The 23,637-nt window shown below is 70.7% G+C and carries 23 protein-coding genes; 14 read left to right on the forward strand and 9 right to left on the reverse strand.

The features are described from left to right. The first annotated feature begins 319 nt into the window (after positions 1–319). The 3 genes from AC5Y43_RS20485 to AC5Y43_RS20495 are packed head-to-tail and all read left to right on the forward strand — an operon-like array spanning position 320 to position 3,756. Entirely contained in the window at positions 320–1,585 is a 1,266-nt protein-coding gene (locus tag AC5Y43_RS20485; protein ID WP_499975438.1) for an aspartate kinase, read from the forward strand. Next, entirely contained in the window at positions 1,586–2,617 is a 1,032-nt protein-coding gene (locus AC5Y43_RS20490; RefSeq protein WP_499975440.1) for an aspartate-semialdehyde dehydrogenase, read from the forward strand. It abuts the gene before it with no gap. An 8-nt stretch (positions 2,618–2,625) separates the two neighbouring features. Beyond that, positions 2,626–3,756, forward strand: coding sequence for a DUF4185 domain-containing protein (locus AC5Y43_RS20495; RefSeq protein WP_499975666.1), 1,131 nt, complete (start codon positions 2,626–2,628; stop codon positions 3,754–3,756). Here the strand turns inward: AC5Y43_RS20495 and AC5Y43_RS20500 are convergent. Next, positions 3,753–4,595 (reverse strand): class I SAM-dependent methyltransferase, encoded by an 843-nt coding sequence (locus AC5Y43_RS20500; protein WP_499975443.1) that lies wholly within the window; start codon positions 4,593–4,595, stop codon positions 3,753–3,755. The two genes, AC5Y43_RS20495 and AC5Y43_RS20500, sit on opposite strands and share 4 nt — an antisense overlap. 537 nt (positions 4,596–5,132) lie before the next feature. Between AC5Y43_RS20500 and AC5Y43_RS20505 the strand changes: the two genes are divergently transcribed. The 8 genes from AC5Y43_RS20505 to egtE all read left to right on the forward strand — a co-directional run bounded on the left by AC5Y43_RS20505 (position 5,133) and on the right by egtE (position 12,449). Next, entirely contained in the window at positions 5,133–5,492 is a 360-nt protein-coding gene (locus AC5Y43_RS20505; protein ID WP_499975445.1) for a hypothetical protein, read from the forward strand. Between the two features lie 169 nt (positions 5,493–5,661). Continuing rightward, positions 5,662–6,129 (forward strand): hypothetical protein, encoded by a 468-nt coding sequence (locus AC5Y43_RS20510; RefSeq protein WP_499975447.1) that lies wholly within the window; start codon positions 5,662–5,664, stop codon positions 6,127–6,129. A 74-nt stretch (positions 6,130–6,203) separates the two neighbouring features. Further along, positions 6,204–6,851, forward strand: coding sequence for a sensor domain-containing protein (locus tag AC5Y43_RS20515; RefSeq protein WP_499975669.1), 648 nt, complete (start codon positions 6,204–6,206; stop codon positions 6,849–6,851). A gap of 166 nt (positions 6,852–7,017) precedes the next feature. Then, positions 7,018–8,280 carry an ergothioneine biosynthesis glutamate--cysteine ligase EgtA gene (gene egtA / locus AC5Y43_RS20520; protein WP_499975448.1) on the forward strand — a complete coding sequence of 421 codons (1,263 nt, stop codon included), beginning with the start codon at positions 7,018–7,020 and terminating at the stop codon, positions 8,278–8,280. Positions 8,281–8,324: 44 nt separating this feature from the next. Further along, positions 8,325–9,626 carry an ergothioneine biosynthesis protein EgtB gene (gene egtB, locus AC5Y43_RS20525; RefSeq protein WP_499975671.1) on the forward strand — a complete coding sequence of 434 codons (1,302 nt, stop codon included), beginning with the start codon at positions 8,325–8,327 and terminating at the stop codon, positions 9,624–9,626. Continuing rightward, entirely contained in the window at positions 9,626–10,327 is a 702-nt protein-coding gene (gene egtC / locus AC5Y43_RS20530; protein ID WP_499975450.1) for an ergothioneine biosynthesis protein EgtC, read from the forward strand. The genes egtB and egtC overlap by 1 nt, the downstream gene beginning before the upstream one ends. Positions 10,328–10,344: 17 nt before the next feature. Beyond that, positions 10,345–11,310 carry an L-histidine N(alpha)-methyltransferase gene (gene egtD / locus AC5Y43_RS20535; RefSeq protein WP_499975452.1) on the forward strand — a complete coding sequence of 322 codons (966 nt, stop codon included), beginning with the start codon at positions 10,345–10,347 and terminating at the stop codon, positions 11,308–11,310. Next, positions 11,307–12,449 carry an ergothioneine biosynthesis PLP-dependent enzyme EgtE gene (gene egtE, locus AC5Y43_RS20540; protein ID WP_499975454.1) on the forward strand — a complete coding sequence of 381 codons (1,143 nt, stop codon included), beginning with the start codon at positions 11,307–11,309 and terminating at the stop codon, positions 12,447–12,449. Before egtD ends, egtE begins: the two co-directional genes overlap by 4 nt. On the opposite strand, the gene AC5Y43_RS20545 is transcribed toward egtE, so the two are convergent. Further along, positions 12,446–13,132, reverse strand: a complete 687-nt coding sequence (locus tag AC5Y43_RS20545; protein WP_499975456.1) for a class I SAM-dependent methyltransferase — start codon at positions 13,130–13,132, stop codon at positions 12,446–12,448. The genes egtE and AC5Y43_RS20545 overlap by 4 nt on opposite strands. Positions 13,133–13,157: 25 nt before the next feature. Beyond that, complete coding sequence (locus AC5Y43_RS20550; RefSeq protein WP_499975458.1) at positions 13,158–14,630, reverse strand: glutamate-cysteine ligase family protein; 1,473 nt, start codon at positions 14,628–14,630, stop codon at positions 13,158–13,160. Between the two features lie 44 nt (positions 14,631–14,674). Between AC5Y43_RS20550 and glpK the strand changes: the two genes are divergently transcribed. After that, on the forward strand, positions 14,675–16,234 hold the full coding sequence (gene glpK, locus AC5Y43_RS20555) for a glycerol kinase GlpK (RefSeq protein WP_499975674.1): 1,560 nt from the start codon (positions 14,675–14,677) through the stop codon (positions 16,232–16,234). Positions 16,235–16,307: 73 nt separating this feature from the next. On the opposite strand, the gene AC5Y43_RS20560 is transcribed toward glpK, so the two are convergent. Next, positions 16,308–17,045, reverse strand: a complete 738-nt coding sequence (locus AC5Y43_RS20560; RefSeq protein WP_499975461.1) for a PadR family transcriptional regulator — start codon at positions 17,043–17,045, stop codon at positions 16,308–16,310. Positions 17,046–17,233: 188 nt separating this feature from the next. Between AC5Y43_RS20560 and AC5Y43_RS20565 the strand changes: the two genes are divergently transcribed. Further along, positions 17,234–17,638: a hypothetical protein gene (locus AC5Y43_RS20565; protein ID WP_499975462.1), complete on the forward strand. Its 405-nt coding sequence runs from the start codon at positions 17,234–17,236 to the stop codon at positions 17,636–17,638. Between the two features lie 19 nt (positions 17,639–17,657). On the opposite strand, the gene AC5Y43_RS20570 is transcribed toward AC5Y43_RS20565, so the two are convergent. Then, complete coding sequence (locus tag AC5Y43_RS20570) at positions 17,658–18,512, reverse strand: RDD family protein (RefSeq protein ID WP_499975464.1); 855 nt, start codon at positions 18,510–18,512, stop codon at positions 17,658–17,660. A 50-nt stretch (positions 18,513–18,562) separates the two neighbouring features. Here AC5Y43_RS20570 and AC5Y43_RS20575 point away from each other — a divergent pair, with 50 nt between their 5' ends. Next, the gene (locus AC5Y43_RS20575; protein WP_499975466.1) at positions 18,563–19,555 is read left to right on the forward strand and encodes a stage II sporulation protein M; all 993 of its coding nucleotides are present in this window, start codon (positions 18,563–18,565) and stop codon (positions 19,553–19,555) included. Between the two features lie 7 nt (positions 19,556–19,562). Here the strand turns inward: AC5Y43_RS20575 and AC5Y43_RS20580 are convergent, their stop codons facing one another. Genes AC5Y43_RS20580 through AC5Y43_RS20595 form a run of 4 tightly spaced genes read right to left on the reverse strand, consistent with a single transcriptional unit; the run spans position 19,563 to position 23,627 of the window. Continuing rightward, positions 19,563–20,885 carry a DUF58 domain-containing protein gene (locus AC5Y43_RS20580; RefSeq protein WP_499975467.1) on the reverse strand — a complete coding sequence of 441 codons (1,323 nt, stop codon included), beginning with the start codon at positions 20,883–20,885 and terminating at the stop codon, positions 19,563–19,565. Continuing rightward, a complete protein-coding gene (locus tag AC5Y43_RS20585) occupies positions 20,885–21,862 on the reverse strand; it encodes an AAA family ATPase (RefSeq protein WP_499975469.1) in 978 nt (325 codons plus the stop codon). Before AC5Y43_RS20585 ends, AC5Y43_RS20580 begins: the two co-directional genes overlap by 1 nt. Next, entirely contained in the window at positions 21,859–22,992 is a 1,134-nt protein-coding gene (locus AC5Y43_RS20590; protein WP_499975677.1) for a DUF4350 domain-containing protein, read from the reverse strand. Before AC5Y43_RS20590 ends, AC5Y43_RS20585 begins: the two co-directional genes overlap by 4 nt. Next, the gene (locus AC5Y43_RS20595; RefSeq protein ID WP_499975471.1) at positions 22,974–23,627 is read right to left on the reverse strand and encodes a DUF4129 domain-containing protein; all 654 of its coding nucleotides are present in this window, start codon (positions 23,625–23,627) and stop codon (positions 22,974–22,976) included. The genes AC5Y43_RS20590 and AC5Y43_RS20595 overlap by 19 nt, the downstream gene beginning before the upstream one ends. Positions 23,628–23,637 lie beyond the last annotated feature (10 nt).

Raw genomic sequence — 23,637 nt, forward strand, 5'->3', positions numbered from 1 at the left:
GGGGTTTAGAAGGAACCTCAGACCGGCGCATCGCGACTCCCGCGACGGGAAGCCGGTCTGGATCAGGCCCCGTCGCGGCGTCCGAGGAGGAGCACCCGCTGCACGGCCTGAACTCTACCGCGATCTGCGCCGGGACCAAAACGTGCGACCCGCGCCACCGACCGTGGGGCCTACGGACGGAACCGGCGCGGTTTTCCTGCGTAAGGCCCACGGTCGGTGGCCCCGGCCGCGCGGAAAATCCGGATGCGGCGGGCCGTATTCTGTTGAGGACTCAACGCGCCGTGTGGCGCTGCCAAATCCGAGACAGAAGAGAGCAACAGTGGCGCTCGTCGTGCAAAAGTACGGCGGATCATCCGTGGCGGACGCCGACCGCATCCGCCGCGTGGCGGAGCGCATCGTCGCCACCAAGAAGCAGGGCAACGACGTGGTCGTCGTGGTGTCGGCGATGGGTGACACCACCGACGACCTGCTGGATCTGGCCCAGCAGGTCTGCCCGGCCCCGCCGCCCCGCGAACTCGACATGCTGCTGACCGCCGGCGAACGCATCTCCAATGCCCTGGTGGCCATGGCGATCGAATCGCTCGGCGCGCAGGCGCGGTCGTTCACCGGCTCACAGGCCGGCGTGCTCACCACCGGCACCCACGGCAACGCGAAGATCATCGAGGTGACGCCGGGACGGCTCCGGGAAGCGCTCGACGAAGGGCGCATCGTCCTCGTCGCCGGGTTCCAGGGGGTCAGCCAGGACACCCGCGACGTCACCACGCTGGGTCGCGGCGGCTCGGACACCACCGCGGTCGCGCTGGCCGCGGCGCTCGGCGCCGACGTCTGCGAGATCTACACCGACGTCGACGGCATCTTCAGCGCGGACCCGCGCATCGTGCACAACGCTCGCAGGCTGGACACGGTCACGTTCGAGGAGATGCTCGAGATGGCGGCCTGCGGCGCCAAAGTGCTGATGCTGCGCTGCGTCGAATACGCTCGCCGCTACGACATGCCGGTGCACGTCCGGTCGTCGTACTCGGACAAACCAGGCACCCTCGTCAAGGGATCGATCAAGGAAACGCCCATGGAAGACCCCATCCTCACCGGAGTCGCGCACGACCGCAGCGAGGCCAAGGTGACCGTCGTCGGGATTCCCGACATCCCCGGCTACGCGGCGAAGGTCTTCCGCGGCCTCGCCGACGCCGACGTGAACATCGACATGGTGCTGCAGAACGTGTCCAAGGTCGAGGACGGCAAGACCGACATCACCTTCACCTGCTCGCGCGACAGCGGACCGACCGCGGTGGCCAAGCTGGACGGGTTGCAGGCCGAGATCGGGTTCACCCAGCTGCTCTACGACGACCACATCGGCAAGGTGTCGCTGATCGGGGCGGGCATGCGCAGCCACCCCGGCGTCACCGCCACCTTCTGTGAGGCGCTGGCCCAGGTCGGCGTCAACATCGAGCTGATCTCCACCTCCGAAATCCGGATCTCGGTGCTGTGCCGCGACACCGAACTGGACAAGGCGGTCGTGGCGCTGCACGAGGCGTTCGGACTCGGCGGCGACGAGTCGGCCACGGTGTACGCGGGGACGGGCAGATAGATGGTTGCCCTTGGTGTTGTCGGCGCCACCGGCCAGGTGGGCCAGGTGATGCGCGCATTGCTCGACGAGCGGGACTTTCCCGCGAGCTCGGTGCGGTTCTTTGCCTCCGCGCGCTCGCAGGGCCGCAAGTTGGCCTTCCGCGGACAGGAGATCGAGGTCGAGGACGCCGCGACCGCAGACCCGACCGGCCTGGACATCGCGGTGTTCTCGGCCGGCAAGACGATGTCGCTGGTGCAGGCGCCGCGCTTCGCCGCCGCCGGCGTGACCGTGATCGACAACTCCTCGGCCTGGCGCAAGGACCCCGACGTGCCCCTGGTTGTGTCCGAGGTCAACTTCGCGGCCGCGCGCAACCGGCCCAAGGGCATCATCGCCAACCCGAACTGCACGACCATGGCGGCCATGCCGGTGCTCAAGGCGCTGCACGACGAGGCGCAGCTGGTGCGCCTGGTGGTCTCGAGCTACCAGGCGGTGTCCGGCAGCGGCCTCGCCGGTGTCGAGGAGCTGGCCGGCCAGTCCCGCGCCGTCATCGACGGCGCCGAGCGGCTGGTGTACGACGGCGGCGCCTGCGAGTTCCCCGAGCCCAAGACCTACCTGGCGCCGATCGCGTTCAACGTGGTGCCGGTGGCCGGGTCGCTGGTCGACGACGGCTCCGGCGAGACCGACGAGGACCAGAAACTGCGCTTCGAGAGCCGCAAGATCCTCGACATCCCCGACCTGCTGGTCAGCGGCACCTGCGTGCGGGTTCCGGTGTTCACCGGGCACTCGCTGTCGATCAACGCCGAGTTCGCGCGGCCGTTGGCGGCGCAGCGCGCCCGGCAGCTGCTCGACGGCGCCCCCGGCGTCAAGGTGGTCGACGTGCCCACGCCGTTGGCCGCCGCTGGTGCCGACGAATCGCTGGTCGGCCGCATCCGGCAGGACCCGGGAGTACCCGACGGGCGCGGCCTGGCGCTGTTCGTCTCGGGGGACAACCTGCGCAAGGGCGCGGCGCTCAATACCATCCAGATCGCCGAGCTGCTGGCGTCCGAGTTGTGAGTTCGCGGGTGCGCTCCGCCCGCCTGCTCTGCACCGCCCTGCTGGCGTGTTCGCTTGTGCCACAGTCTGTTTGGCCTGCACGCGCCGACCCTCCCGCGCCGGTACCCGAACCCGTGCTGCAGCCGTTGGCGCCAGGCCAGGTGCTGCGCATCGGCCCGACCGCCGGCACCGGAACCCCCACCGGCGACTACGGGATCGGCGCGACCGACCTGTGTGAGTTCGTCGAGTTCCCCACCGAACTGCTGCAGGTGTGCGGCGACAGCTTCGCCGGCCAGGGCGTCGGGTTCGGCGGCTGGTATTCGCCGGTGGCGCTGCACGTCGACACCGCGTCGGTCGACGACCCCGCCGGGGTGCGCTACACGGGCGTCACCGGCATCGGCAAACCGCTGCTGGCCGACCCCACGCCGGCGGGGGACTCGCAGCTGCCCGCCGGGGTGGTGGAAATCAACCGACGCAACTACCTGATGGTCACCACCACCCGCAACCTGGCGCCGGTGAGCTCGCGCCTCGTCGCCCCCGAGGCGGCGCGCGGCGGCTGGCCGACCGTGGCGGGGTCCCGGCGTGACGCGTCCTACCAGGGCGGGTCGCAGACGCAGATCAGCGGTTACTACGACCCGATCCCCACCCCAGATTCGCCGACGGGGTGGGTGTACGTCGTGGCCAACAGCTTCACGCGGCGCGATCCGGTGGTGCTGTACCGGGCGACGCCGCAGACGTTCACCGACCGGTCGCGGTGGCAGGGCTGGGCGGCGGGCCCCGACGGCGGGTGGAACAAGGCGCCGACGCCGCTGTGGCCGGACCAGGTGGGCGAGATGTGCATCAGGCAGATCGACGGCAAGGCGGTGCTGTCGTACTTCAACGCCAGCACGGGAAACATGGAGGTCCGCGTGGCCGATGACCCCACGTCGCTGGGCGCCGCGCCGGTGACGACGGTGGTCCAGCACGACGAGTGGCCCGAGCCGGCGGAAAGCCTGCCGCCGCCGTACGACAACCGGCTTGCCCAGCCCTACGGCGGCTACATCTCGCCCGGCTCCACGCTTGACGAGCTGCGGATATTCGTCAGCCAGTGGGACACCCGGACCCGGGCGAGCGCGCCGTACCGGGTGATCCAGTTCGCGGTCAACCCGTTCAGGCCCTAGGCCGGCTTGCGACCCCACACGGCGACCACCAAGCCGCCCCGGTAGAGGAACGACGGGTCGTCGAAGGCCCGCCGCGCGCCGGCCGCGTCGGACGCCGGGATGACGTCGTTGGCGACCATGGTGTCATCGATCGGCCGGAAAGACCGCATCATCAACTGCGACATCGGACTGCGTCCGGACCCGACCATGGCGACCGCTTCGTTGCCCATGTCGGTCAGCCCCAACTCGGCCATGTGGGCCGGCAGGGTGCGCCCGTAGCGCAGGTCCATGACGCCGGCCGCCAGCAGGAACCGGATACGCGCCTGGGCGCAGAGGTCGAATGCCGCGGCGTCGGGGTGTGCGGGATTGGTCGCTTCGACTGTGCCGTTGTCGGTGTCTTCGATCATCAGCCAGCCGCCGGGGCGCAGCGCGGCGGTCAGGCGGTGTAGCACCGCGACCGGATCGCGCAGATGCGTCAGGACCGAGCGAGCGTGGACGAGGTCATACGATGCCGGCTCGAGGGGGTCCTGAGTGACGTCACACTGGCGGACCTCGACGTTCCGTGCGTCTGGGGCGCCTTGGGCGCCTTGGGTGCTGAAGCCGCCGAGAAATCGCACATCGAGGTCGGCGGCCACGACTTTGCCGTTGGCACCCACCCGTTGCGACAGCCAGCGCGTCACGGACCCGGCGCCGGCGCCCACCTCGAGGCACTGCCAACCGTCGGCGACGCCGATCGCGGCGAGCTGGCGAAAGGTCGACGGGTCGTTGAACCGCTCGATCAGCCGCAGGCGCGTCAGCTCGTCGTCCGCTTCGTGGTTGCTCCAGAAATACTCGCCGCTCTGCGTCTCTTGCTGGCTCAAAGCAAACCTCCCTGGTGTGGTTGGCTACGTTAACGCGCAAATCCGCGCACCGAGCCGTTTCGGCCAGCAAAGTCGCTGCGCCCGGCAGCGGCGGCGGGGCTACATCTCGCCCGGCTCCACGCTTGACGAGCTGCGGATATTCGTCAGCCAGTGGGACACCCGGACCCGGGCGAGCGCGCCGTACCGGGTGATCCAGTTCGCCGCAGCATCGGCGACGACTCACCAGACATAATCCGACCCACGATGACATCGCCACCCGACGACGTGGCACCGTCGCGGCCCGGCGTGACCGGCCGTAGCGGTAACAACGATGCAGGGCCCATGCCCTGGCAAACCCTCGCCCCACTGGCGCACGGTCAACCACATTGACGTGCCGCCGGCGGCTCGGGTCTGATCACCGAATGTGCGCGCACCGCGTGATTGCGCACTGGCGTCCGCTGCGCCGGGTTTCACCAGGTGAGGCCGGGTTTCGTCTCATAGCTGCTACATAAGTGGCGCATAGCCACAACTATTGGTAACGCCCGCATCATGTGTCTCATGAGTGAAACACCTGACACCCCAACCGTGCGGACCCCTACCGCACCTGCACCGGCGGCGGCAGAGCCCGTTGCTTACAAGGCCCCACGGGTCTTCATCGCCGCGGCCTGGGTCGCCATCGTCGCCGGCATCGTCTTCATCATCTCGGTCATCTTCTTCACGGGGATGGCGCTGGGGCATCACGGCGGCCACCACCACCATCACAAGCACCACCCGATGATGATGCATCCGCACCGCTTCGGCGGCCCCGGTGGTCCCGGCGGCGTCAACCAGGGTGGAGGCGGACCCGGTGCGGTCGCGCCCGGCGCGCCCGGACCCAGCCAGATTCCGTCGTCAGTCGCTCCGACCAGGACGCCGTAAGGCTCCACCGTCAAACCTGCAACCCTGTCAGCCCGGCGCTCGCACGAGCGCCGGGCTGTCGCATTGCGGCGTGCGACGAGATCGCGCGTGACAACCGATGGGCCAATTCACAGCAACATTTGGCGCGCGGGTCTGTTATGCGTCCCCGGGCCGGGGCACTATGCAAGGCATGACCCAAACACCTGAACCGTCAGCGCAGCCGACGCCCGCCACAGCAGGGGCCGCGGCCCCGCCCCCGGTGCACGAGCGCGTCAAGCCGCCCAAGCTCTATGTGGCCGCCGCGTGGGTGGTGATCGTCGCCGGGATCGTCTTCATCCTGTCCACCGTCTTCTTCGCCGGCGCCATGGTCATGGGCTTCGGTCACCACTGCCACCACAAACACCACCACGGCATGATGAACGGCCCGGGCGGACCGGGCGGCCCCGGCGGACCGGGCGGTGGGCCATGGCAGTTTGGGCCCGGTGGTCCGGGGATGGTCGGCCCGTTCGGCCCGCCGCCGCCGGCCTTCGGTCCGGGCGCCCCGTTCGGACCGCCGCCGCCGGGCTTCGGTCCGGGTGGCCCGGGCGGGCCGGGCGAGTCGCCGATGCCCAGTCCGCCGGCGCCGGCGCCCAACACCCCGGGCAATCCGCGCCCATAGAAAGCCCGCAGGAGGGCCCAGTCGTTAGGGCGAGCCGAGGAGCGGCCGTCCTGGCATGATCGAAAGCCATGACCATGCGGATCGTCGCCGCGGTGGTGACCGCCGGGGTCGCGGTCGGGGGAGCGGTAGGCATGCCGGTCGCGGCCGCTCACCCGTCGGAGCCGGGGGTGGTCAACTACGCGGTGCTCGGCAAGGGATCGGTCGGCAACATCGTCGGCGGGCCGATGGGCTGGGAGTCGGTGTTCACCCAGCCGGTCCAGAGCTTTTCGGTCGATGTGCCGGCGTGCAACAACTGGGCGGACATCGGGCTGCCCGAGGTGTTCGACGACCCTGACCTGGCGTCGTTCAACGGGGCGAGCACCCAGACGTCCCCCAGCGACCAGACCCACTTCGTCAAGCAGGCCGTCGGGGTTTTCGCCAACGACGACGCCGCGGGCAGGGCCTTCCATCGCGTCGTGGACCGGACCGTCGGCTGCTCGGGGCAGACGACCGCGATGCGCCTGGACAACGGGATCACCCAGGTCTGGTCCTTCGACGGCGGTCCGGCGACAGCCACCGATGCGAATTGGACCAAGCAGGAAGCGGGCACCGACCGGCGGTGTTTCGATCAAACCAGGCTGCGTGAAAACGTGTTGCTGCAGGCGAAGGTCTGCCAGTCTGGCAACGCCGGCCCCGCGGTCAGCGTCCTGGCCGGGGCGATGCAGAACGCGCTGGGCCAGTAGCGTGGATCCGGCTACTCGGGTGGGCCGTGCACGCGAAGTCCCGCAGGACGGGAATATGTCGGGGCGATCTGCAAGATGAAGTAGTGGCGATTATTTTTCGGTTAGCTGCGCAACAAGCGGTCCGCAGGCCACTTCGGGCACGGTCGGGCCCTGAAGGAGTCGTGATATGACGTCCGCCGGGGTCAGCGCCGCCCAAACGGAATTGGCCGACTCCGCCGCCGCAGCGGAATACATCGCCGAAGGCTGCCTGACGGACGGCGCGGTGCGGCGCGTCGGCCTGGAGCTGGAAGGACACTGCCACGACCCGGCCCACCCGTGCCGCAGGCCCAGCTGGGCCGAAATCAGCGGCGTCCTCGAGCGGCTCCCCGCCCTCCCCGGCGGCAGCAGGGTCACCGTAGAACCCGGCGGCGCCGTCGAACTGTCCGGGCCGCCCGCCGAGGGCGTGGTGGCCGCCGTCGAGGAGATGCGTGGCGATCAGGCCGTGCTGAGGGCGGGTTTCGCCGACGCCGGGCTGGGCCTGGTCTTCCTCGGGGCGGACCCGCTGCGGCCGCCGCAGCGCATCAACCCCGGCCCGCGCTACCGCGCCATGGAACAGTTCTTCGCCACCAGCCGGTCCGGGGAGGCGGGCGCGGCGATGATGACGTCCACCGCATCGATCCAGGTGAACCTGGACGCGGGGCCCCGGACCGGCTGGGCCGCGCGGGTCCGGCTGGCCCACGCCCTGGGTCCCACCATGATCGCGATCGCCGCCAACTCGCCGATGCTGCTCGGCGGGTTCACCGGCTGGGCCTCCACGCGGCAGCGGGTCTGGGGCGACATGGACTCGGCCCGCTGCGGGCCGATCCTGGGCGCCAGCGGCGACGACCCGGGCACCGACTGGGCGCGCTACGCGCTCAAGGCCCCGGTGATGCTGGTGCGAGACGCCTCGGAACTCACGGCGGTCACGCGGTGGGTGCCCTTCGCCGACTGGGTCGACGGCCGGGTGTTGCTCGGCGGCCGGCGCCCCACCGTCGCCGACCTGGAATACCACCTGACCACCCTGTTCCCGCCGGTGCGCCCGAGGCAGTGGCTGGAGATCCGCTACCTCGACAGCGTGCCGGAACCGCTGTGGCCCGCCGTGGTGTTCACGCTGGTCGCGCTCCTCGACGACCCGGTCGCCGCCGATCTCGCGGCCGCGGCCGTCGAGCCGGTGGCCACCGCCTGGGACACCGCGGCCCGCGCCGGCCTGCGCGACCGGCGCCTCTACGAGGCGGCCAACACGTGTGTGGCCGTCGCCGCCGAGCGGGCACCGGCCGAGCTGGCCGCGCCGATGCGGCTACTCGTCAGCGCCGTGGAGCAGGGCCGATGTCCCGGCGACGACTTCTCCGACCGGGTCATCGAGCACGGGCTCGCGCCCGTCGTTGCGCGGCTCGCGCAAGGTGGCCTGTGACTTCCGCTGATTATTCCGACCCGCAGCGCCCGGCTGCGCCGCGCTTGCGATCGTCATGCCGGCAGGGCCTCGCCGACGATCTGGTGCGGGCGCGGGACCGGACGCTGCGGTTGGTCGACTTCGACGACGCCGAACTGCGGCGGCAGTACGACCCGTTGATGAGCCCGCTGGTGTGGGACCTGGCGCACATCGGTCAGCAGGAGGAGTTCTGGCTGCTGCGCGGCGGTGATCCGACCCGCCCCGGCATGCTGCCCCCGGCCGTCGAGGGCCTCTACGACGCGTTCGAGCACTCCCGGGCCAGCCGGGTCGACCTGCCGCTGCTGTCCCCCGACCGGGCGCGGTCGTACTGCCGGACCGTGCGGTCGGCGGCGCTGGACGCCCTGGACGCGCTGCCCGACGACCCGGCCGGCGAGCGGGCGGAGTTCGCCTTCGGCATGGTGGTCAGCCACGAAAACCAGCACGACGAAACCATGTTGCAGGCCCTGAACCTGCGCACCGGCGCGCCGGTGCTGCGCGACGACCCGGCGCCGCCCCCCGGCCGGCCGGGGCTGGCGGGGACCTCGGTGCTGATCCCCGGGGGCCCGTTCGTCCTGGGCGTCGACGCATCGAGCGAACCGTACTCGCTCGACAACGAACGCCCCGCTCACGTCGTCGACGTCCCGGCCTTCCGGATCGGCCGGGTGCCCGTCACCAACGGCGAGTGGCAACAGTTCGTCGACGACGGGGGCTACGACGTTCCGCGCTGGTGGTCGCCGCGCGGCTGGCGGCACCGCCAGGGCGCGGCCCTGCGCGGACCGCATTTTTGGAGCGCCGACGCGCGCACCCGCTCCCGGTTCGGCCGCATCGAGGACATCCCCACCGACGAGCCCGTGCAGCACGTCAGCTACTTCGAGGCCGAGGCGTACGCGGCCTGGGCCGGCGCGCGGCTGCCCACCGAGATCGAATGGGAGAAGGCTTGCGCGTGGGACCCGGCGGCCGGCGCCCGGCGCCGTTACCCATGGGGGGCGCAGGATCCGTCGCCCGCGTTGGCCAACCTGGGCGGCGGCGCGTTGCGCCCCGCGCCCGTCGGGGCGTACCCGGCCGGTGCGTCGGCCTACGGCGTCGAGCAGATGCTGGGCGACGTGTGGGAGTGGACCGCCTCGCCGCTGCGCCCCTGGCCGGGTTTCGTCCCGATGATCTACGACCGCTACTCGCAGCCGTTCTTCGACGGCGACTACCGGGTGCTGCGCGGCGGGTCGTGGGCGGTGGAGCCCGGGATCCTGCGGCCCAGCTTCCGCAACTGGGATCATCCGGTGCGGCGCCAGATCTTCTCCGGAGTCCGCCTGGCGTGGGACGTGACCGACTGATGTGTCGCCACCTGGGCTGGCTCGGCGCCGACGTGAGCGTCTCCTCGCTGGTGCTGGACCCGCCGTGCGGTCTGCGGGTGCAGTCCTACGCCCCGCGCCGCCAGAAGCACGGCCTGATGAACGCCGACGGTTGGGGCGTCGGCTTTTTCCATCGCTCTTCGCAAGGCGACGTGCCGCGGCGGTGGCGCAGCCCCGCGCCGCTGTGGGGCGACGTGTCGTTCGCCTCGGTCGCGCCGGCGCTGCGCAGCCACTGCGTGGTGGCCGCGGTGCGCTCGGCGACCGTGGGTATGCCGATCGAGGCCAGCGCGACCGCCCCGTTCACCGACGGGCGATGGCTGTTGTCGCACAACGGCATCGTCGACCGCACAGTGTTGCCGGCCGCCGTGTCGGCCGAATCCGTGTGCGACAGCGCCATCCTCGCGGCCGTGGTCTTCGAGCGCGGACTCGACGCGCTGGGCGACACCATCGCCGAGGTCGGGACGGCCGACCCGCTGGCGCGGCTCAATGTGTTGGCCGCCAACGGTTCTCGGCTGCTCGCGACCACCTGGGGTGACACCCTGTCCATCCTGCGCCGCGACGACGGTGTGGTGCTGGCCAGCGAGCCCTACGACGACGCGCCGGGCTGGGACGACGTGCCCGACCGCCACCTCGTCGAGGTGGGCGCCGATGGTGTCTCGATAGTCCCGTTGAATTTGCCGTAGCACCGGAAAGGATTTCGATGACGCTGACGCTGTCCAACCACCTGGCCGCCGACTCGGCTGAACAGGCCTTGCGGCGCGACGTGCTCGACGGCCTGCAGCAGACGCCGAAGTCGTTGCCGCCCAAGTGGTTCTACGATTCGGTGGGCAGCGATCTGTTCGACCAGATCACCCGGTTGCCCGAGTACTACCCGACGCGCGCCGAGGCCGAGATCCTGCGCGAGCGGTCGGACGAAATCGCCTCGGCAAGCGAGGCCGACACGCTCGTCGAGCTGGGCGCCGGAACGTCGGAGAAGACCCGGCGCCTGCTGGACGCGCTGCGCGGCCGCGGCTCGCTGCGCGGATTCGTGCCGTTCGACGTCGACGCCAGCGTGTTATCGGCGACAGCGACCGCCGTCCAGCGCGAATACCCGGGCGTCCAAATCGACGCCGTCTGTGGGGATTTCGAGGAACACCTGACCGAGATCCCCGGCGGCGGGCGGCGGCTGTTCGTCTTCCTGGGGTCGACGATCGGTAACCTCACGCCCGCGCCGCGCGCGCAATTCCTCTCGACGCTGGCCAGCGTGATGCGGGCGGGCGACAGCCTGTTGCTGGGCACCGACCTGGTCAAGGACACCGGTCGGCTGGTCCGCGCCTACGACGACGCCGCCGGGGTGACGGCCCGGTTCAACCGCAACGTGCTCGCGGTCATCAACCGGCAACTCGGCGCCGACTTCGACGTCGAGGCGTACCAGCACGTCGCGCGCTGGAACGCCGACGAGGAACGCATCGAGATGTGGCTGCGGGCCGGCGGGCGCCAGCGGGTACGCGTCGGCGCGCTCGGCCTGGCCGTCGATTTCGCCGACGGCGAGGAGATGCTCACCGAGGTGTCGTGCAAGTTCCGCCCGGACGGCGTGAGCGCCGAGCTGGCCGCCGCGGGACTGCGCCGCCAGCGGTGGTGGACCGACCGCGCGGGCGACTTCGGCCTGTCGCTGGCCGTGAAGTGACCCTCGGCGGTTCGCTGGCCCGCCGGTGGCGCGCGGCCCGACCGCCGGTGGCGGGGCTGCACCTGGACAGCGCGGCGTGCTCGCGGCAGAGCCTCGCGGTCATCGACGCCGCCGCCCAGCACGCGCGCAACGAGGCCGAAATCGGCGGGTATGTCGCGGCCGAGGCGGCCGCGCCGATGCTCGACGCCGGGCGCGTCGCGGCCGCCGCCCTGAGCGGCGTGCCCGACGGCGAAGTGGTCTTCACCACCGGCTCGCTGAACGCGTTGGACCTGCTGCTGGGCGCCTGGCCGGCGGAGCAACGGACGCTGGCCTGCCTGCCCGGGGAATACGGCCCCAACCTGGCCGTGATGTCCGCCCACGGATTCGAGCGACGGCTGCTGCCGGCCATGGGCGACGGCCGGCTCGCGCTCGACGACGCCGCGTTCGCGCTGGAGAACGAGCCGCCCGATCTGGTGCACCTGACCGCCGTGGGCAGCCACAGCGGCGTCGTGCAACCGCTGCCGATGCTCGCCGAACTGTGCCGCCAACTGGGCGTGCCGCTGGTCGTGGACGCCGCCCAGGCGCTGGGACACGTGGACTGCGCAGTGGGCGCCGACGTCACCTATGCCTCGTCGCGCAAGTGGATCGCCGGCCCGCGCGGGGTCGGCTTCCTCGCGGCGCGCCCGGAGCTGCTGGAACGGTTGCGGCCGCGGCTCGCGGCACCGGAGTGGATGGCGTCGGTGGCGGTGGCCCGGCAACTCGAGTTCGGTGAGGCCAATATCGCTGCACGCGTGGGGTTTTCGCTGGCGCTGGGTGAGTACCTGGCGTACGGATCCGAGGCGGTGCGCGCGCGCCTGGCCGAGCTGGGCGGTCTCAGCCGCGCCACGTTGGCCGACGTGCCCGGCTGGGCGGTGGTCGAAGAGGTCGACGAGCCGAGCGCGATCACCACGCTGGCGCCGGTCGACGGCGCCGATCCGCAGGCGGTGCGGGACTGGCTGCTCGCCGAGCGACGGATCGTGACCACCTTCGTCGGGCCGCCGCGGGCGCCGCTGGAACTGACGGGCCCGCTGCTGCGGATCTCGCCCCACGTCGACACCACCGCCGGTGACCTGGAGACCTTTGCCGAGGCGTTGATCGCCGCCACGGCCGCGACGAGCTAGGCCTTGCGCGCCGTGAGCAGGTAGGCCGGCAACTTCATCCGGCCCTTGTCGTCGCGGTCGTGTTGCGGAAATTCGAACGGCGCATCTGCAACCGGGGGAATGTTCGCGTGGATGAACGCGGGCCGGATCTCGTCGATCTCCCAGTACTTGCCCACCGCGGCGCGCAGCTCGTCCTCGTCGACCTCGTTCGGCTTGGTGTCCCACTCCGCGGGGAACGCACCCTTGGCGAACACCAGCACGAAGTAGTCGGCCCCGGGGGCCGCCGCGCGGTGGATCGAGCGCAGGTAGCCGTCGCGGCCCTCCACCGGCAGCGAATGGAACAGCGTGCTGTCGACCACGGTGTTGAATCGGCCGTCGGATCCCGTTGGGTAGGCGTCGAAATCGGTGATGTCGGCCTGCGCGAAGCCGGCCGTGGTCAGGCCGCGCTCGGCGGCCGCCCGCGTCGCGGCCGCGACGGCCGTCGGCGTGAGATCGATGCCGACCACGGTGTAGCCCTGCGCGGCGAGCGCCAGTGACAGCTCGGCGAACCCGCATCCGGCGTCCAGGACATCGCTGCGGAACTTGCCGTCGGCGATCAGCGCCGCCAATTCCGGCTGCGGCTCACCGATGTTCCACGGCGGCGGGCCCTCGAACTCGCCCTCTTCGCGGTAGGCGCTGTCCCAGTCCATGATTTCGGGCGGCAATTCGGGTCCTCGCTCCCTTTCGCTGTCACCGATCCCAGGTGTGCACCGGTTCGTTGGTGTGCATGTGTTCGCAGTACCGGCGCAGCATCTCGGCCAGCGCCGCGGGACGGCTCATGCCGCCGTCCTCCAGCGTACGCACGGTGGACACCTGCCAGCTGGCGCCGTTGCGGCCGGCCCTGGCGCGGCCCTCGATGACACCGAGGAAGCGCTCGCGCACCTCGGCGTCGACGCCCCAGCGGCGTAGGCCGTCCTCGGCGATCGGCAGCAGCGTGTCGAGGACCAGTTCCCGGGCCGCCACCTCACCCAACCCGGGCCAATGCAGCCGGGCCTCGATGCCATGGCGGGCGGCCTCGAGGAAATTCGCCTCCGCCACAACGAAATCCATCCTGTTCCATAGCGGGTGCTGCTGCTCGGACAGGCTGCGCAGCACGCCGTAGTAGAAGGCGGCATTCGCCAGCATGTCGATGACCGTCGGCCCGGCGGGCAGCACCCGGTTCTCCAGCCGCAGGTGTGGGCGGTCGTCGAACACGTCGTACACCGGCCGGTTCCACCGGTACACCGTGCCGTTGTGCAGGCGCAGCTCGGCGAGCTGCGGCGTGCGCCCGGCGGCCAGCTCGGCGGCGGGGTCTTCGTCGGATACCTCGGGCAGCAGGGACGGGAAGTAGCGGAGGTTCTCCGTGAACAGGTCGAGCACGGACGTGATCCAGCGCTCGCCGAACCAGACCCGCGGCCGCACGCCCTGGGTCTTGAGTTCCTCGGGGCGGGTGTCGGTGGATTGCGCGAACAGCTCGATACGGGTCTCCGCCCACAGCCGATGGCCGAAGAAGTACGGGGAGTTGGCGGCCAGCGCCAACTGCGGGCCCGCGAACACCTGGGCCGCGTTCCAGTTGGCGGCGAACTCCGCGGGCGCGAGCTGCAGGTGCAATTGCATGCTGGTGCAGGCGGATTCGGGTGCGATCGTTGCGGCGTGCCAACTCAGCGGCTCCGGGCCGGTGATGTTGATCGGGATGTCCTCGCCGCGAGCGGAAAAGATCGAGTCGTTGAGGGCGGCATACCGCGTCGACTCGCTCATCCAGCCGTCGTCGAGATCCTCGGGCATCAGTGTCGGCAGGATGCCGATCATCACGATGTGGGACCCGCCGGAATTGGCCTTGGTCTCGGCGTCGTTCAGGCTGGCGCGCACCTCGGCCTCCAGGTCCAGCCCGGTGTGCCCGGGCAGCGGGCGGGGCGGCACGTTGAATTCGATGTTGTAGGCGCCTAATTCGGTCTGGTAGGCGGGGTCGGCAATGGCCTCGAGCACCGAGCGGTTCGATTTGGCCGGCCGGTAGTCGGAGTCGACGAGGTTGCATTCGATCTCCATGCCGGTGAGCGGCCGGTCGGAATCGAAGCGTGACTGGGCGAGCATCGTCTCGAAGACGTCCAGGCACAGCCGCACCTTGCGCCGGTATTCCTGCCGCTGCGCGCGGTCGTACGTGGTGCGCTTGACTTCTTCGCCCACAACGCCGATGGAACAGGGTTACGGTCGGTTGTGCAAGTGCGACGATTGTCCGCAGCGCCGGACGTCACCTCCGAGGAGAGCAGTTGGCCCCCGAATTCGTAGCAGCGATCGACCAGGGCACCACCAGCACCCGCTGCATGATTTTCGATCACGACGGCGCCGAAGTGGCCCGCCATCAGCTCGAGCACGAGCAGATCCTGCCCCGCGCCGGCTGGGTCGAACATGACCCGGTCGAAATCTGGGAGCGCACCTCCTCGGTGCTGACCTCCGTGCTGAACCGGGCGAGGCTGTCGTCGAAAGACCTTGCCGGCCTGGGTATCACGAACCAGCGAGAAACCACGCTGGTGTGGGACAAGCGCACCGGCCGGCCGTATTACAACGCGATCGTGTGGCAGGACACCCGCACCGACCGGATCGCCTCGGCGCTCGACCGCGACGGCCGCGGCGAGGTGATCCGCCGCAAGGCCGGGCTCCCGCCGGCCACCTACTTCTCCGGCGGCAAGCTGCAGTGGATCCTCGACAACGTCGAGGGGGTGCGCGAGGCCGCCGACAGCGGCGACGCCCTGTTCGGCACCGCCGACACCTGGGTCGTGTGGAATCTCACGGGTGGCCCGCGCGGCGGCGCACACGTCACCGACGTCACCAACGCCAGCCGGACCATGCTGATGAACCTGGAAACGCTGGACTGGGACGACGAGCTCCTGTCGTTTTTCTCCGTCCCGCGCGCGATGTTGCCGGCGATCGCGTCGTCGTCGCCTGTGCAGCCCTACGGGGTGACGCGGGAGACCGGGCCGCTGAGCGGCGAGGTGCCGATCACCGGCGTCCTGGGCGATCAGCACGCGGCGATGGTCGGCCAGGTGTGCCTGGCCGAGGGGGAAGCCAAAAACACCTACGGCACCGGCAATTTCCTGCTACTCAATACCGGCGAGAGCATCGTGCGGTCGGACAACGGCCTGCTGACCACCGTGTGTTATCAGTTCGGCGACGCCAAACCCGTGTACGCGCTCGAGGGTTCGATCGCGGTCACCGGTTCGGCGGTGCAGTGGTTGCGCGATCAGCTGGGCATCATCAGCGGCGCCGCGCAAAGCGAGTCGCTGGCCCGCCAGGTCGCCGACAACGGCGGGGTGTATTTCGTCCCGGCGTTTTCCGGGTTGTTCGCGCCGTACTGGCGATCCGACGCCCGCGGCGCGATCGTGGGGCTGTCGCGGTTCAACACCAACGCACACCTGGCGCGCGCAACGCTGGAGGCGATCTGTTACCAGAGCCGCGATGTGGTGGACGCGATGAAGGCAGATTCCGGTGTGCGCCTTGAGATTCTGAAGGTCGACGGCGGAATCACCGGCAATGATCTGTGTATGCAGATCCAGGCCGACGTGCTGGGCGTGGACGTGGTCCGGCCGGTGGTCGCCGAGACCACCGCCCTCGGCGCGGCCTACGCGGCGGGTTTGGCGGTGGGGTTCTGGACGGATCCGTCCGAGCTGCGGGCCAACTGGAAAGAGGACAAGCGCTGGACGCCGACCTGGGACGACGACCAGCGCGCCGCGGGATACGCCGGCTGGCGCAAGGCGGTGCAGCGGACCCTGGACTGGGTGGATACCTCTTAGCCGCGAGCGTCCGTGTTTGTGCATAGACACGCCGATGCGGCTGTACATTTGCGGGCGCTCGCGGCCGGCAAGGTCAGTCCTCGCCGAGGATGCCGTAGACCTCGCGGCGGGCGTTGTTGAGGATCTCGACGATGCGCTGCTGCTGCTCGGCGGTGGCGGTGTGCGCGGATTGCGCGACGGCACCGAACAATTGGCCCATGGACGCTCGCAGACTGACGTGCCCGGGGTCGGCGCCCTCGGCGATCTCGTCCCACGGTGGGGTCTCGATCTTCTCGGCCGCCGCGCGGCCCTCGTCAGTGAGCTCGAAAAGCTTTTTGCTGCCTGCGGTTTCGCCCGCGACGATCAGGCCTTCGTCGTCGAGCAGCTGCAGCGTCGGATACACCGACCCGGGACTGGGCCGCCAGATCCCGTTGCTGCGCTCGGAGATCTGCTGAATCATTTCGTAGCCGTGCATCGGCCGCTCGGCCAGCAGCGCCAGGATGGCCGCCCGCACGTCGCCGCGGCGTCCGCGGCCGGGACCGCCACGGCGCCATCCGCCGCGACGACCGCCCGGGCCGAAGCCGAATCCCGGGCCGAAGCCGGGACCGAAACCCGGTCCGAAACCGGGGCCGAAACCGGCACCGAAGTGCTCGCCGGCGTGGTCGCGAAGGTGCTCGCGGAATTCCCGCCGGGCCTGGCGCCTGGCCTCGTGCAGCGCGCGCCGGCCACCGAAGGCGGGCCCCGGCCCCACCGCGGGGCCGGGGGCGAAATTGAATCCGAAACCGGGGCTGCCACCGAATGGCCCCTCGGGAGAAGTGAATGGGTTGGTCATTTTCTGTCCTTAAGCTTGCCGACCAATACGAGGTATCACGATATATCGGAACCTAACGCGATGCAACGAGAACTACCGTCAACGGCCGCCATTAGCGCAGCGGCACCCGTCTGACCTGCGGAAAGAGAATCCCGTCACGGCGCGGCGGCGCGGTTTGCATCCGCCGGGCGGCGGGTAGGAAGAGAGGGATGAACGCGAACAACAACCTGGCGGTCGGCGGCGGAGCCCACGGCGTGGCCGGGCCCGCCCGCGGCGACAACGGCGGCGATGGCGACAATAGCCGCGGCCGCAACGTCTGGCCGTGGGTCAACTGGGGGTTGGCGCTGGCGACGGTTCCCGCCGCTGCCATCGTGATGCTTTTCGCGCTCGGCGCCGTGATGAGCACCGACGGGTGCAGCGGTGGCGGTTGCCCCGACCTGGGCCGCGGCGGCATCGACTTCGGCGTCGCGTTCTACGGGGCGCCCGTGGTGGCGTTCGTCGTCATAGTCATCTCGTTCTTCACCGCCAAGCGCCGCGGCGGGATCGCGGTTCCTGCGATCGGCTGGGCGCTGCTGGTCGCCGACGTCGTCCTCATGGCGGCCGCCGTTTCGTAGGCCCCGTCAGCAGCCCCGATCAGCTCGGCGGGGCGAACCCGCCGGCGGGCGGTTCAGGCCGCGGCTGCGGCCACTCGGGGCGGGGTTCCGGCCGCGGGAGGGGCTGTGGCGGCCACGGCGCGGGCGCGGGTGGTATGGGGCGCATGCGCGCCAGTTCTCGCCGGTGGCGTTCGGCGAGCACCGCGGCCAGCACCAGCTCCGGCGGGGCACCGGGAGGGGGCGGCGGGGCGACACGGGACACCACGTCACCGGCGATCCGGTACGCCATCTGTTGGCGCAGCCCCGGATCGAGTTGCGCTGCCCGGCAGAGAAATTGGCGTGCGACCTCGGCCTGGGCCGGGTCCAGTCCGGAGAGCTGCAGCGAGGACGCCCACCACGCCAGCGACGGCGGCATCACCGGAGGCGGGTTCGCGCGGGGTCCCCGCTCGCTGATCACGACGGTTCCTGCGAAGACGTCGCCGATACGTTTGGCCTTGGGCGACAACATGCTGCAGATGACCGCGGGGCTGCCGGCGAGCATCCAGATCTCGACCACCGACGCCAGCGCGCGAAACAGCGCCTGGCGGAAGCGTTCCGGTCCCCCGTCTTCGGAAACCACGCGCAGGCCCATCACGATCTTGCCCACCGACCGCCCGCGCGTCGCGGTTTCGAACGCCAGCGGGTACCCGACGATCACCAGCACCGTGAAGACGAGCAGGACGGCCGCGCTCAGCGCGCTGTCGAACTGGGTCAGGGTGGCCGCCCACAGCATCAGGCCGACGAGGTAGCCGATGGCGATCACCGCGATATCGATCAGCGCGCCCACCGCCCGCACCGGCAACTGGGCGATCTGCACGTCGAGCACCACGGCGTCGCCGGTCACCACCTCCGACATAACACCGAACGGTACAGGGTGCGGCGGTCGCGCCGATTAGGCTGCGCAGGGTGGACGTCGACGCATTCGTGCTGACCCATGGCGGGACGTGGGACCGGCTCGACCGGTTGGTAAAGCGGCGCCGATCGCTGACCGGCGCCGAGGTCGACGAACTCGTCGAGCTCTACCAGCGGGTCTCCACCCACCTGTCGATGCTGAGGTCGGCGTCCTCGGATTCGCTGCTGATAGGCCGGCTCTCGAGCCTGGTCGCGCGGGCCCGGTCCGTGGTGACCGGCGCTCACGCGCCGCTGAGCAGGGCGTTCGTCCGCTTCTGGACGGTGTCGTTTCCGGTCGTCGCGTACCGCGGTTGGCGGTGGTGGGCGGGTACGGCGGCCGCATTTCTCGCCGTCGTCGTGGTCATCGCGATGTGGGTGGCCGGCAATCCGGAGGTACAGTCGGCGATCGGAACACCAAGTGACATCGACGAATTGGTCAACCACGATGTCGCGTCGTACTACAGCGAACACCCGGCAGCGGCGTTCGCCCTGAAAATCTGGATCAACAACTCGTGGGTGTCCGCACAATGCATCGCCATGTCGGTCCTGCTCGGACTGCCGATCCCGATCATCCTATTCAACAACGCCGCCAATCTCGGGTTGATCGCCGGGCTGATGTTTCAGGCCGGCAAGGGCGGCATCCTGCTGGGCCTGCTGGCCCCGCACGGGCTGCTGGAGCTCACGGCGGTATTCCTCGCCGGCGCAACGGGGATGCGGCTGGGATGGTCGGTGATCGCGCCCGGGGATCGGCCCCGGGGTCAGGTGCTGGCCGAACAGGGCCGCGGCGTCGTGTCCGTCGCGGTGGGTCTGGTGGGTGTGCTGTTGGTTTCCGGGTTGATCGAGGCAGTGGTGACCCCGTCCCCATTGCCGACGTTCATGCGGGTGGGAATCGGGGTCGTCGCCGAGGCCGCGTTCTTGTGCTACGTCGTGTACTTCGGTCGCCGCGCGGCGAAGGCCGGCGAGACCGGCGACATCGACGACGCGCCCGACGTGGTTCCGACGGGATGAGCGAAAGTCACAGCCGCCCGCTGGCTTTCATCGCAAGGTAGTGGTCGGCGAGGGCGGGCGCGACGTCGCCGGGCGGGGCGTCGACGACTTCGACCCCGTTGCGGCGCAGCCGCGCCGCAATCGCGCGCCGGTCGTTGCGGGATCGTTCGGCGGCCGCCGCGTCGTAGACGGCCGCGGCGTCCGAGCGCCCGGCGGCCATGTGGTCGACGCGGGGGTCGCCGACGGCGCCGATCATCACGTGGTGCTTGGCCGACAGCTGCGGCAGCACCGGCAGCAGGCCCTCCTCCAGCGCGGCCGCGTTGAGGTCGGTCAGCAGCACCACCAGCGACCGCCGCCGGGTCCGCCGCGCGATGGCGGCAACCATTGCGCGCCAGTCGGATTCGATGAGCGCGGGTTGCAGCGGGGCCATGGCACCGACCAGCTGGGCGAGGATCTCGGTGCGAGACGCGCCGAAGACAGCGGCGTGGCTCACCCGATCATGGGCGAGAAAGTCGACGTGGTCACCGGCCCGCGACGCGAGCGCGGCCAGCAGCAGCGCGGCGTCCATCGCCCAGTCCAGCCGGGGCCAGCCCGTCGGATCGGCGGCGGTAGGGTCGACGCCCACGCGGCCCGCCGCCGTGCGCCCGGTGTCGAGCACGATCACCACGCGCCGGTCGCGTTCGGGCCGCCAGGTGCGGACCACGACATCGGCGCGGCGCGCCGATGCGCGCCAGTCGATCGACCGCACGTCGTCGCCGACGACATACTCGCGCAGCGAATCGAATTCGGTTCCCTGCCCGCGGATCAGCGTCGGCAGCAGGCCGTCGATCTCCCGCAGCTTGGCGAGCCGCGACGGCAGGTGCTTGCGCGACAGAAACGGCGGCAGCACCCGGACCTGACCCGGCACCGCCTGGGAACCCTGCCGCCCGGCCAACCCCAGCGGCCCGATCGACCGGGCGGTGACCGTGGCCGCGCGCTGATCCCCGCGACGCACCGGCCGCAGCCGGGTCTGGATGTGCTGGTGCTGCCGCGCGCCGATCGTGACGTCGTGGCTGCGCGGCTCGGCGCGCGCGCTGGGCGGCCAGGCGTCGCGGACGCGGCCGCGAAACCGGCGGGCGCCGTCGTTGTGAATCAGCAGGCCGACGTCCACCGGCTGGGCCAGCCGCGCCGAGCAGTCCGGTGACCGGACATAGCGCAACCCGCGGGTGCTGGCCGCCAACGCGGCGTCGACGGCCACCAGCATCGACAGTGCCACCAGCAAGAGCACGAAAGTCATTGCCGGCCATGGTGATACCGCGATGGGCAGGACGCAGATGAGCGCCAGCAGCCCGGCGCGTCCGGTGAGGATCACTAGCGGGGCACCGCAACCGAGGCCAGGATCCCGTCGAGCACGCCGTCGGGGGTTGCCCCTTCGAGCTCGGCCTCCGGGCGCAGCAGCACGCGGTGCCGCAGCGTCGGGCGGGCCATGGCCTTCACGTCGTCGGGGGTGACGTAGTTGCGCCCGGACAGCCATGCCCAGGACCGCGCGGTGCCCAGCAGCGCCGTCGCCCCGCGCGGCGACACTCCCAGCTGCAGCGCCGGGGACGAGCGGGTGGCCCCCACGATGTCGACGATGTAGCCCAGCACCTCGTCGGCGATCAGCACCTGTTGCACCGCTTGGCGTCCCGCCGCGAGCTCGGCGGCCCCGGCGACCGGCTTGATCGCCGACAGGTCGCGGGGATCGAAGCCGTGCGCGTGCCGGCCCAGAATGGCGATCTCGGCGTCGCGCGACGGCAGCGCCACGTTCAGCTTGAGCAGGAACCGGTCCAGTTGTGCCTCGGGCAGCTGGTAGGTGCCCTCGTACTCGATCGGGTTCTGGGTCGCGGCGACGATGAACGGGTCGGGCAGCGGCTTGGCCTCGCCCTCGACGCTGACCTGACGCTCCTCCATCGCCTCGAGCAGGGCGGCCTGGGTCTTGGGCGGCGTGCGGTTGATCTCGTCGGCCAGCAGCAGGTTGGTGAACACCGGTCCCGGCCGGAACACGAACGCGGCGGTGCGCGCGTCGTACACCAACGAGCCCGTCACGTCGCCCGGCATCAGGTCGGGGGTGAACTGGACCCGTTTGAACTCCAGCTGCAGGGCCGCGGCCAGCGCCCGCACCAGCAGCGTCTTCGCCACTCCCGGAACGCCTTCCAGCAGCACGTGGCCGCGGCAAAGCAGCGCGATCACCAGGCCGCTGACGACGCCCTCCTGCCCGACGACGGCCTTGGCGAGCTCGCCGCGCAACGCCAGCAGCGCTTCTCGCGCGGATTCGGCACCAGTGGTCTCGGTGGGGGATGGTTGCGTCACGTGTGCGTGGCCTGCCTTTCGATGTCGTCGAGCGCACGGGCGAGGTGTAACAGGTCAGCGTCGGTCGCCGGCGGTGGCCCGAACAGATGGTAGGAAACGAATCCCGGGTCGGCGCCGCTCCGTTGGGCCACGGTGCTCACTACCGCCGGCGCCGGCGCGCCCGGCCCGAGGCCCAGCCGGGGCAGCAGCCGCTGCACGGTCGCGGTGCGCAACGCGGCTGCGGCGCGATCCCGGGCGCGGCGGGACCGGTAGAGCCGGCCGCGGCCCTCGACGGTCTCCGAGGCGCGCACCACGACGGGCAGCTCCTCGGCCACCAGCGGGCCCGGCCGGCGGCCCTTCCACACTGCGAGCAGCACCACGACCATGCACAGCTGCCACACGATCCAGCTGACGTTCTCCGGGATCAGGTCGGAAATCGAAGCGGGGGCCCATGTTTCACCCTCGGTGTGGTGGGGCGCGTACCAGACGAGCCGGGGCCGATCGCCCGCGAGGTTCATCGCCAGCGCGGCGTTGCCGGCCTGCATCAGGCTTCCGTTGGTCATGAAGTCGGTGCTGCCGACGACCGTGACGGTGCGGCCGTGCTCGCGGTAGCGGATCAGGGTGCCGTCGTAGCAGCTGGTGACGTCCCGGCGGTCCCCGGCGTGGTAGGTGTCGCTGCGCCCGAAACGCACCGTTCCCGCCCGATTGGCCTCGCGCAGCGTGCAATTCGGGCTGCTGTCGAAGGTGGCGGTGGCGCTCGACCTGCGGACGTCGGGCAGCAGCGCCTCGCGGGCGCGCGCCGTCGGCTCCATCAACAGGAGATCGCCGGGGACTTGGGCCAGCCGGTCCAGCACCGAGAGGGTCAGATATTGCGTCTGCGCCACCAGGATCTGCGTGTCGGGCCGTGCCGCCCGTTCGACGTCGGCGACGGTGTCGGCCACCACCACCTCGACGCCGCCGTCGCGCAGCAACGCCACCAGCGCGTGCGCCCCGCCGGGATCGGTCGATTGGGGATCCATCCGGGCGCCGGGGCGCGGGGCGGTCAGGTAGGCGCCGGCGGCGGCGACGACGACCAGCGCGACGACGGCGAGGATCGCCCACCGCCACGATCGCCACCGCGCGCCGACGGTGCTCACCGGACCCGCGCCCAGGATTCGCTGGCCGCGGTCAGACCGGCCGCCGGCGAGAGGGCCGGTGACCGTGACCGCAGACGGTCGTCGAGGGCGACGATCATCCGGTAGGCGGCCTCGGTTCCGGGCTGTTCGCCGTAGGTCACGTCGTTGAATGCCGTTGCCGCCTCGGACAATTCGTCTGCCAGGTGGGGAAGCGCCGCGCCGGCGTCGGTGGCCAGCTCGTTGGCGGTGCGGCCGGGCGCGGGCTCCACGACGCCGGTCTCCTCGAGGTGACGCGCGACGGCACGCAGCCGGTGGCGAATTGCGGCCGACCAATCTTCTTGCGCGGCATAGTTTTCGGCGGCGGCACGGTGCTGGGCGGCGGTGAGCTGGGCGGCCTCAAACAACAGGTAGTCGCCGCCGCGGTCGGTGCGCATGGTGCGCCTGACGACATGGACGGCGACCACCAGCGCGATGGCCAGCAGGATCAGCAGCACGGTGGTGGTCAACCATCCGCCGGGAACCGAGGAGAGCTTGATCAGCAGCCGGTAGACCTGTTCATTGACCCACTCGGCGAACTGCTGGGTCGCGGAACCCTTGGAGTAGATCGGCTTGCCCAGCTCTATCTCCGCGGCCTGGCGGGCGGCATCGCGGTCGATGTCGATGGAAGGCACGGTCAGCGGG

This window comes from Mycobacterium sp. NGS57, assembly GCF_059812405.1.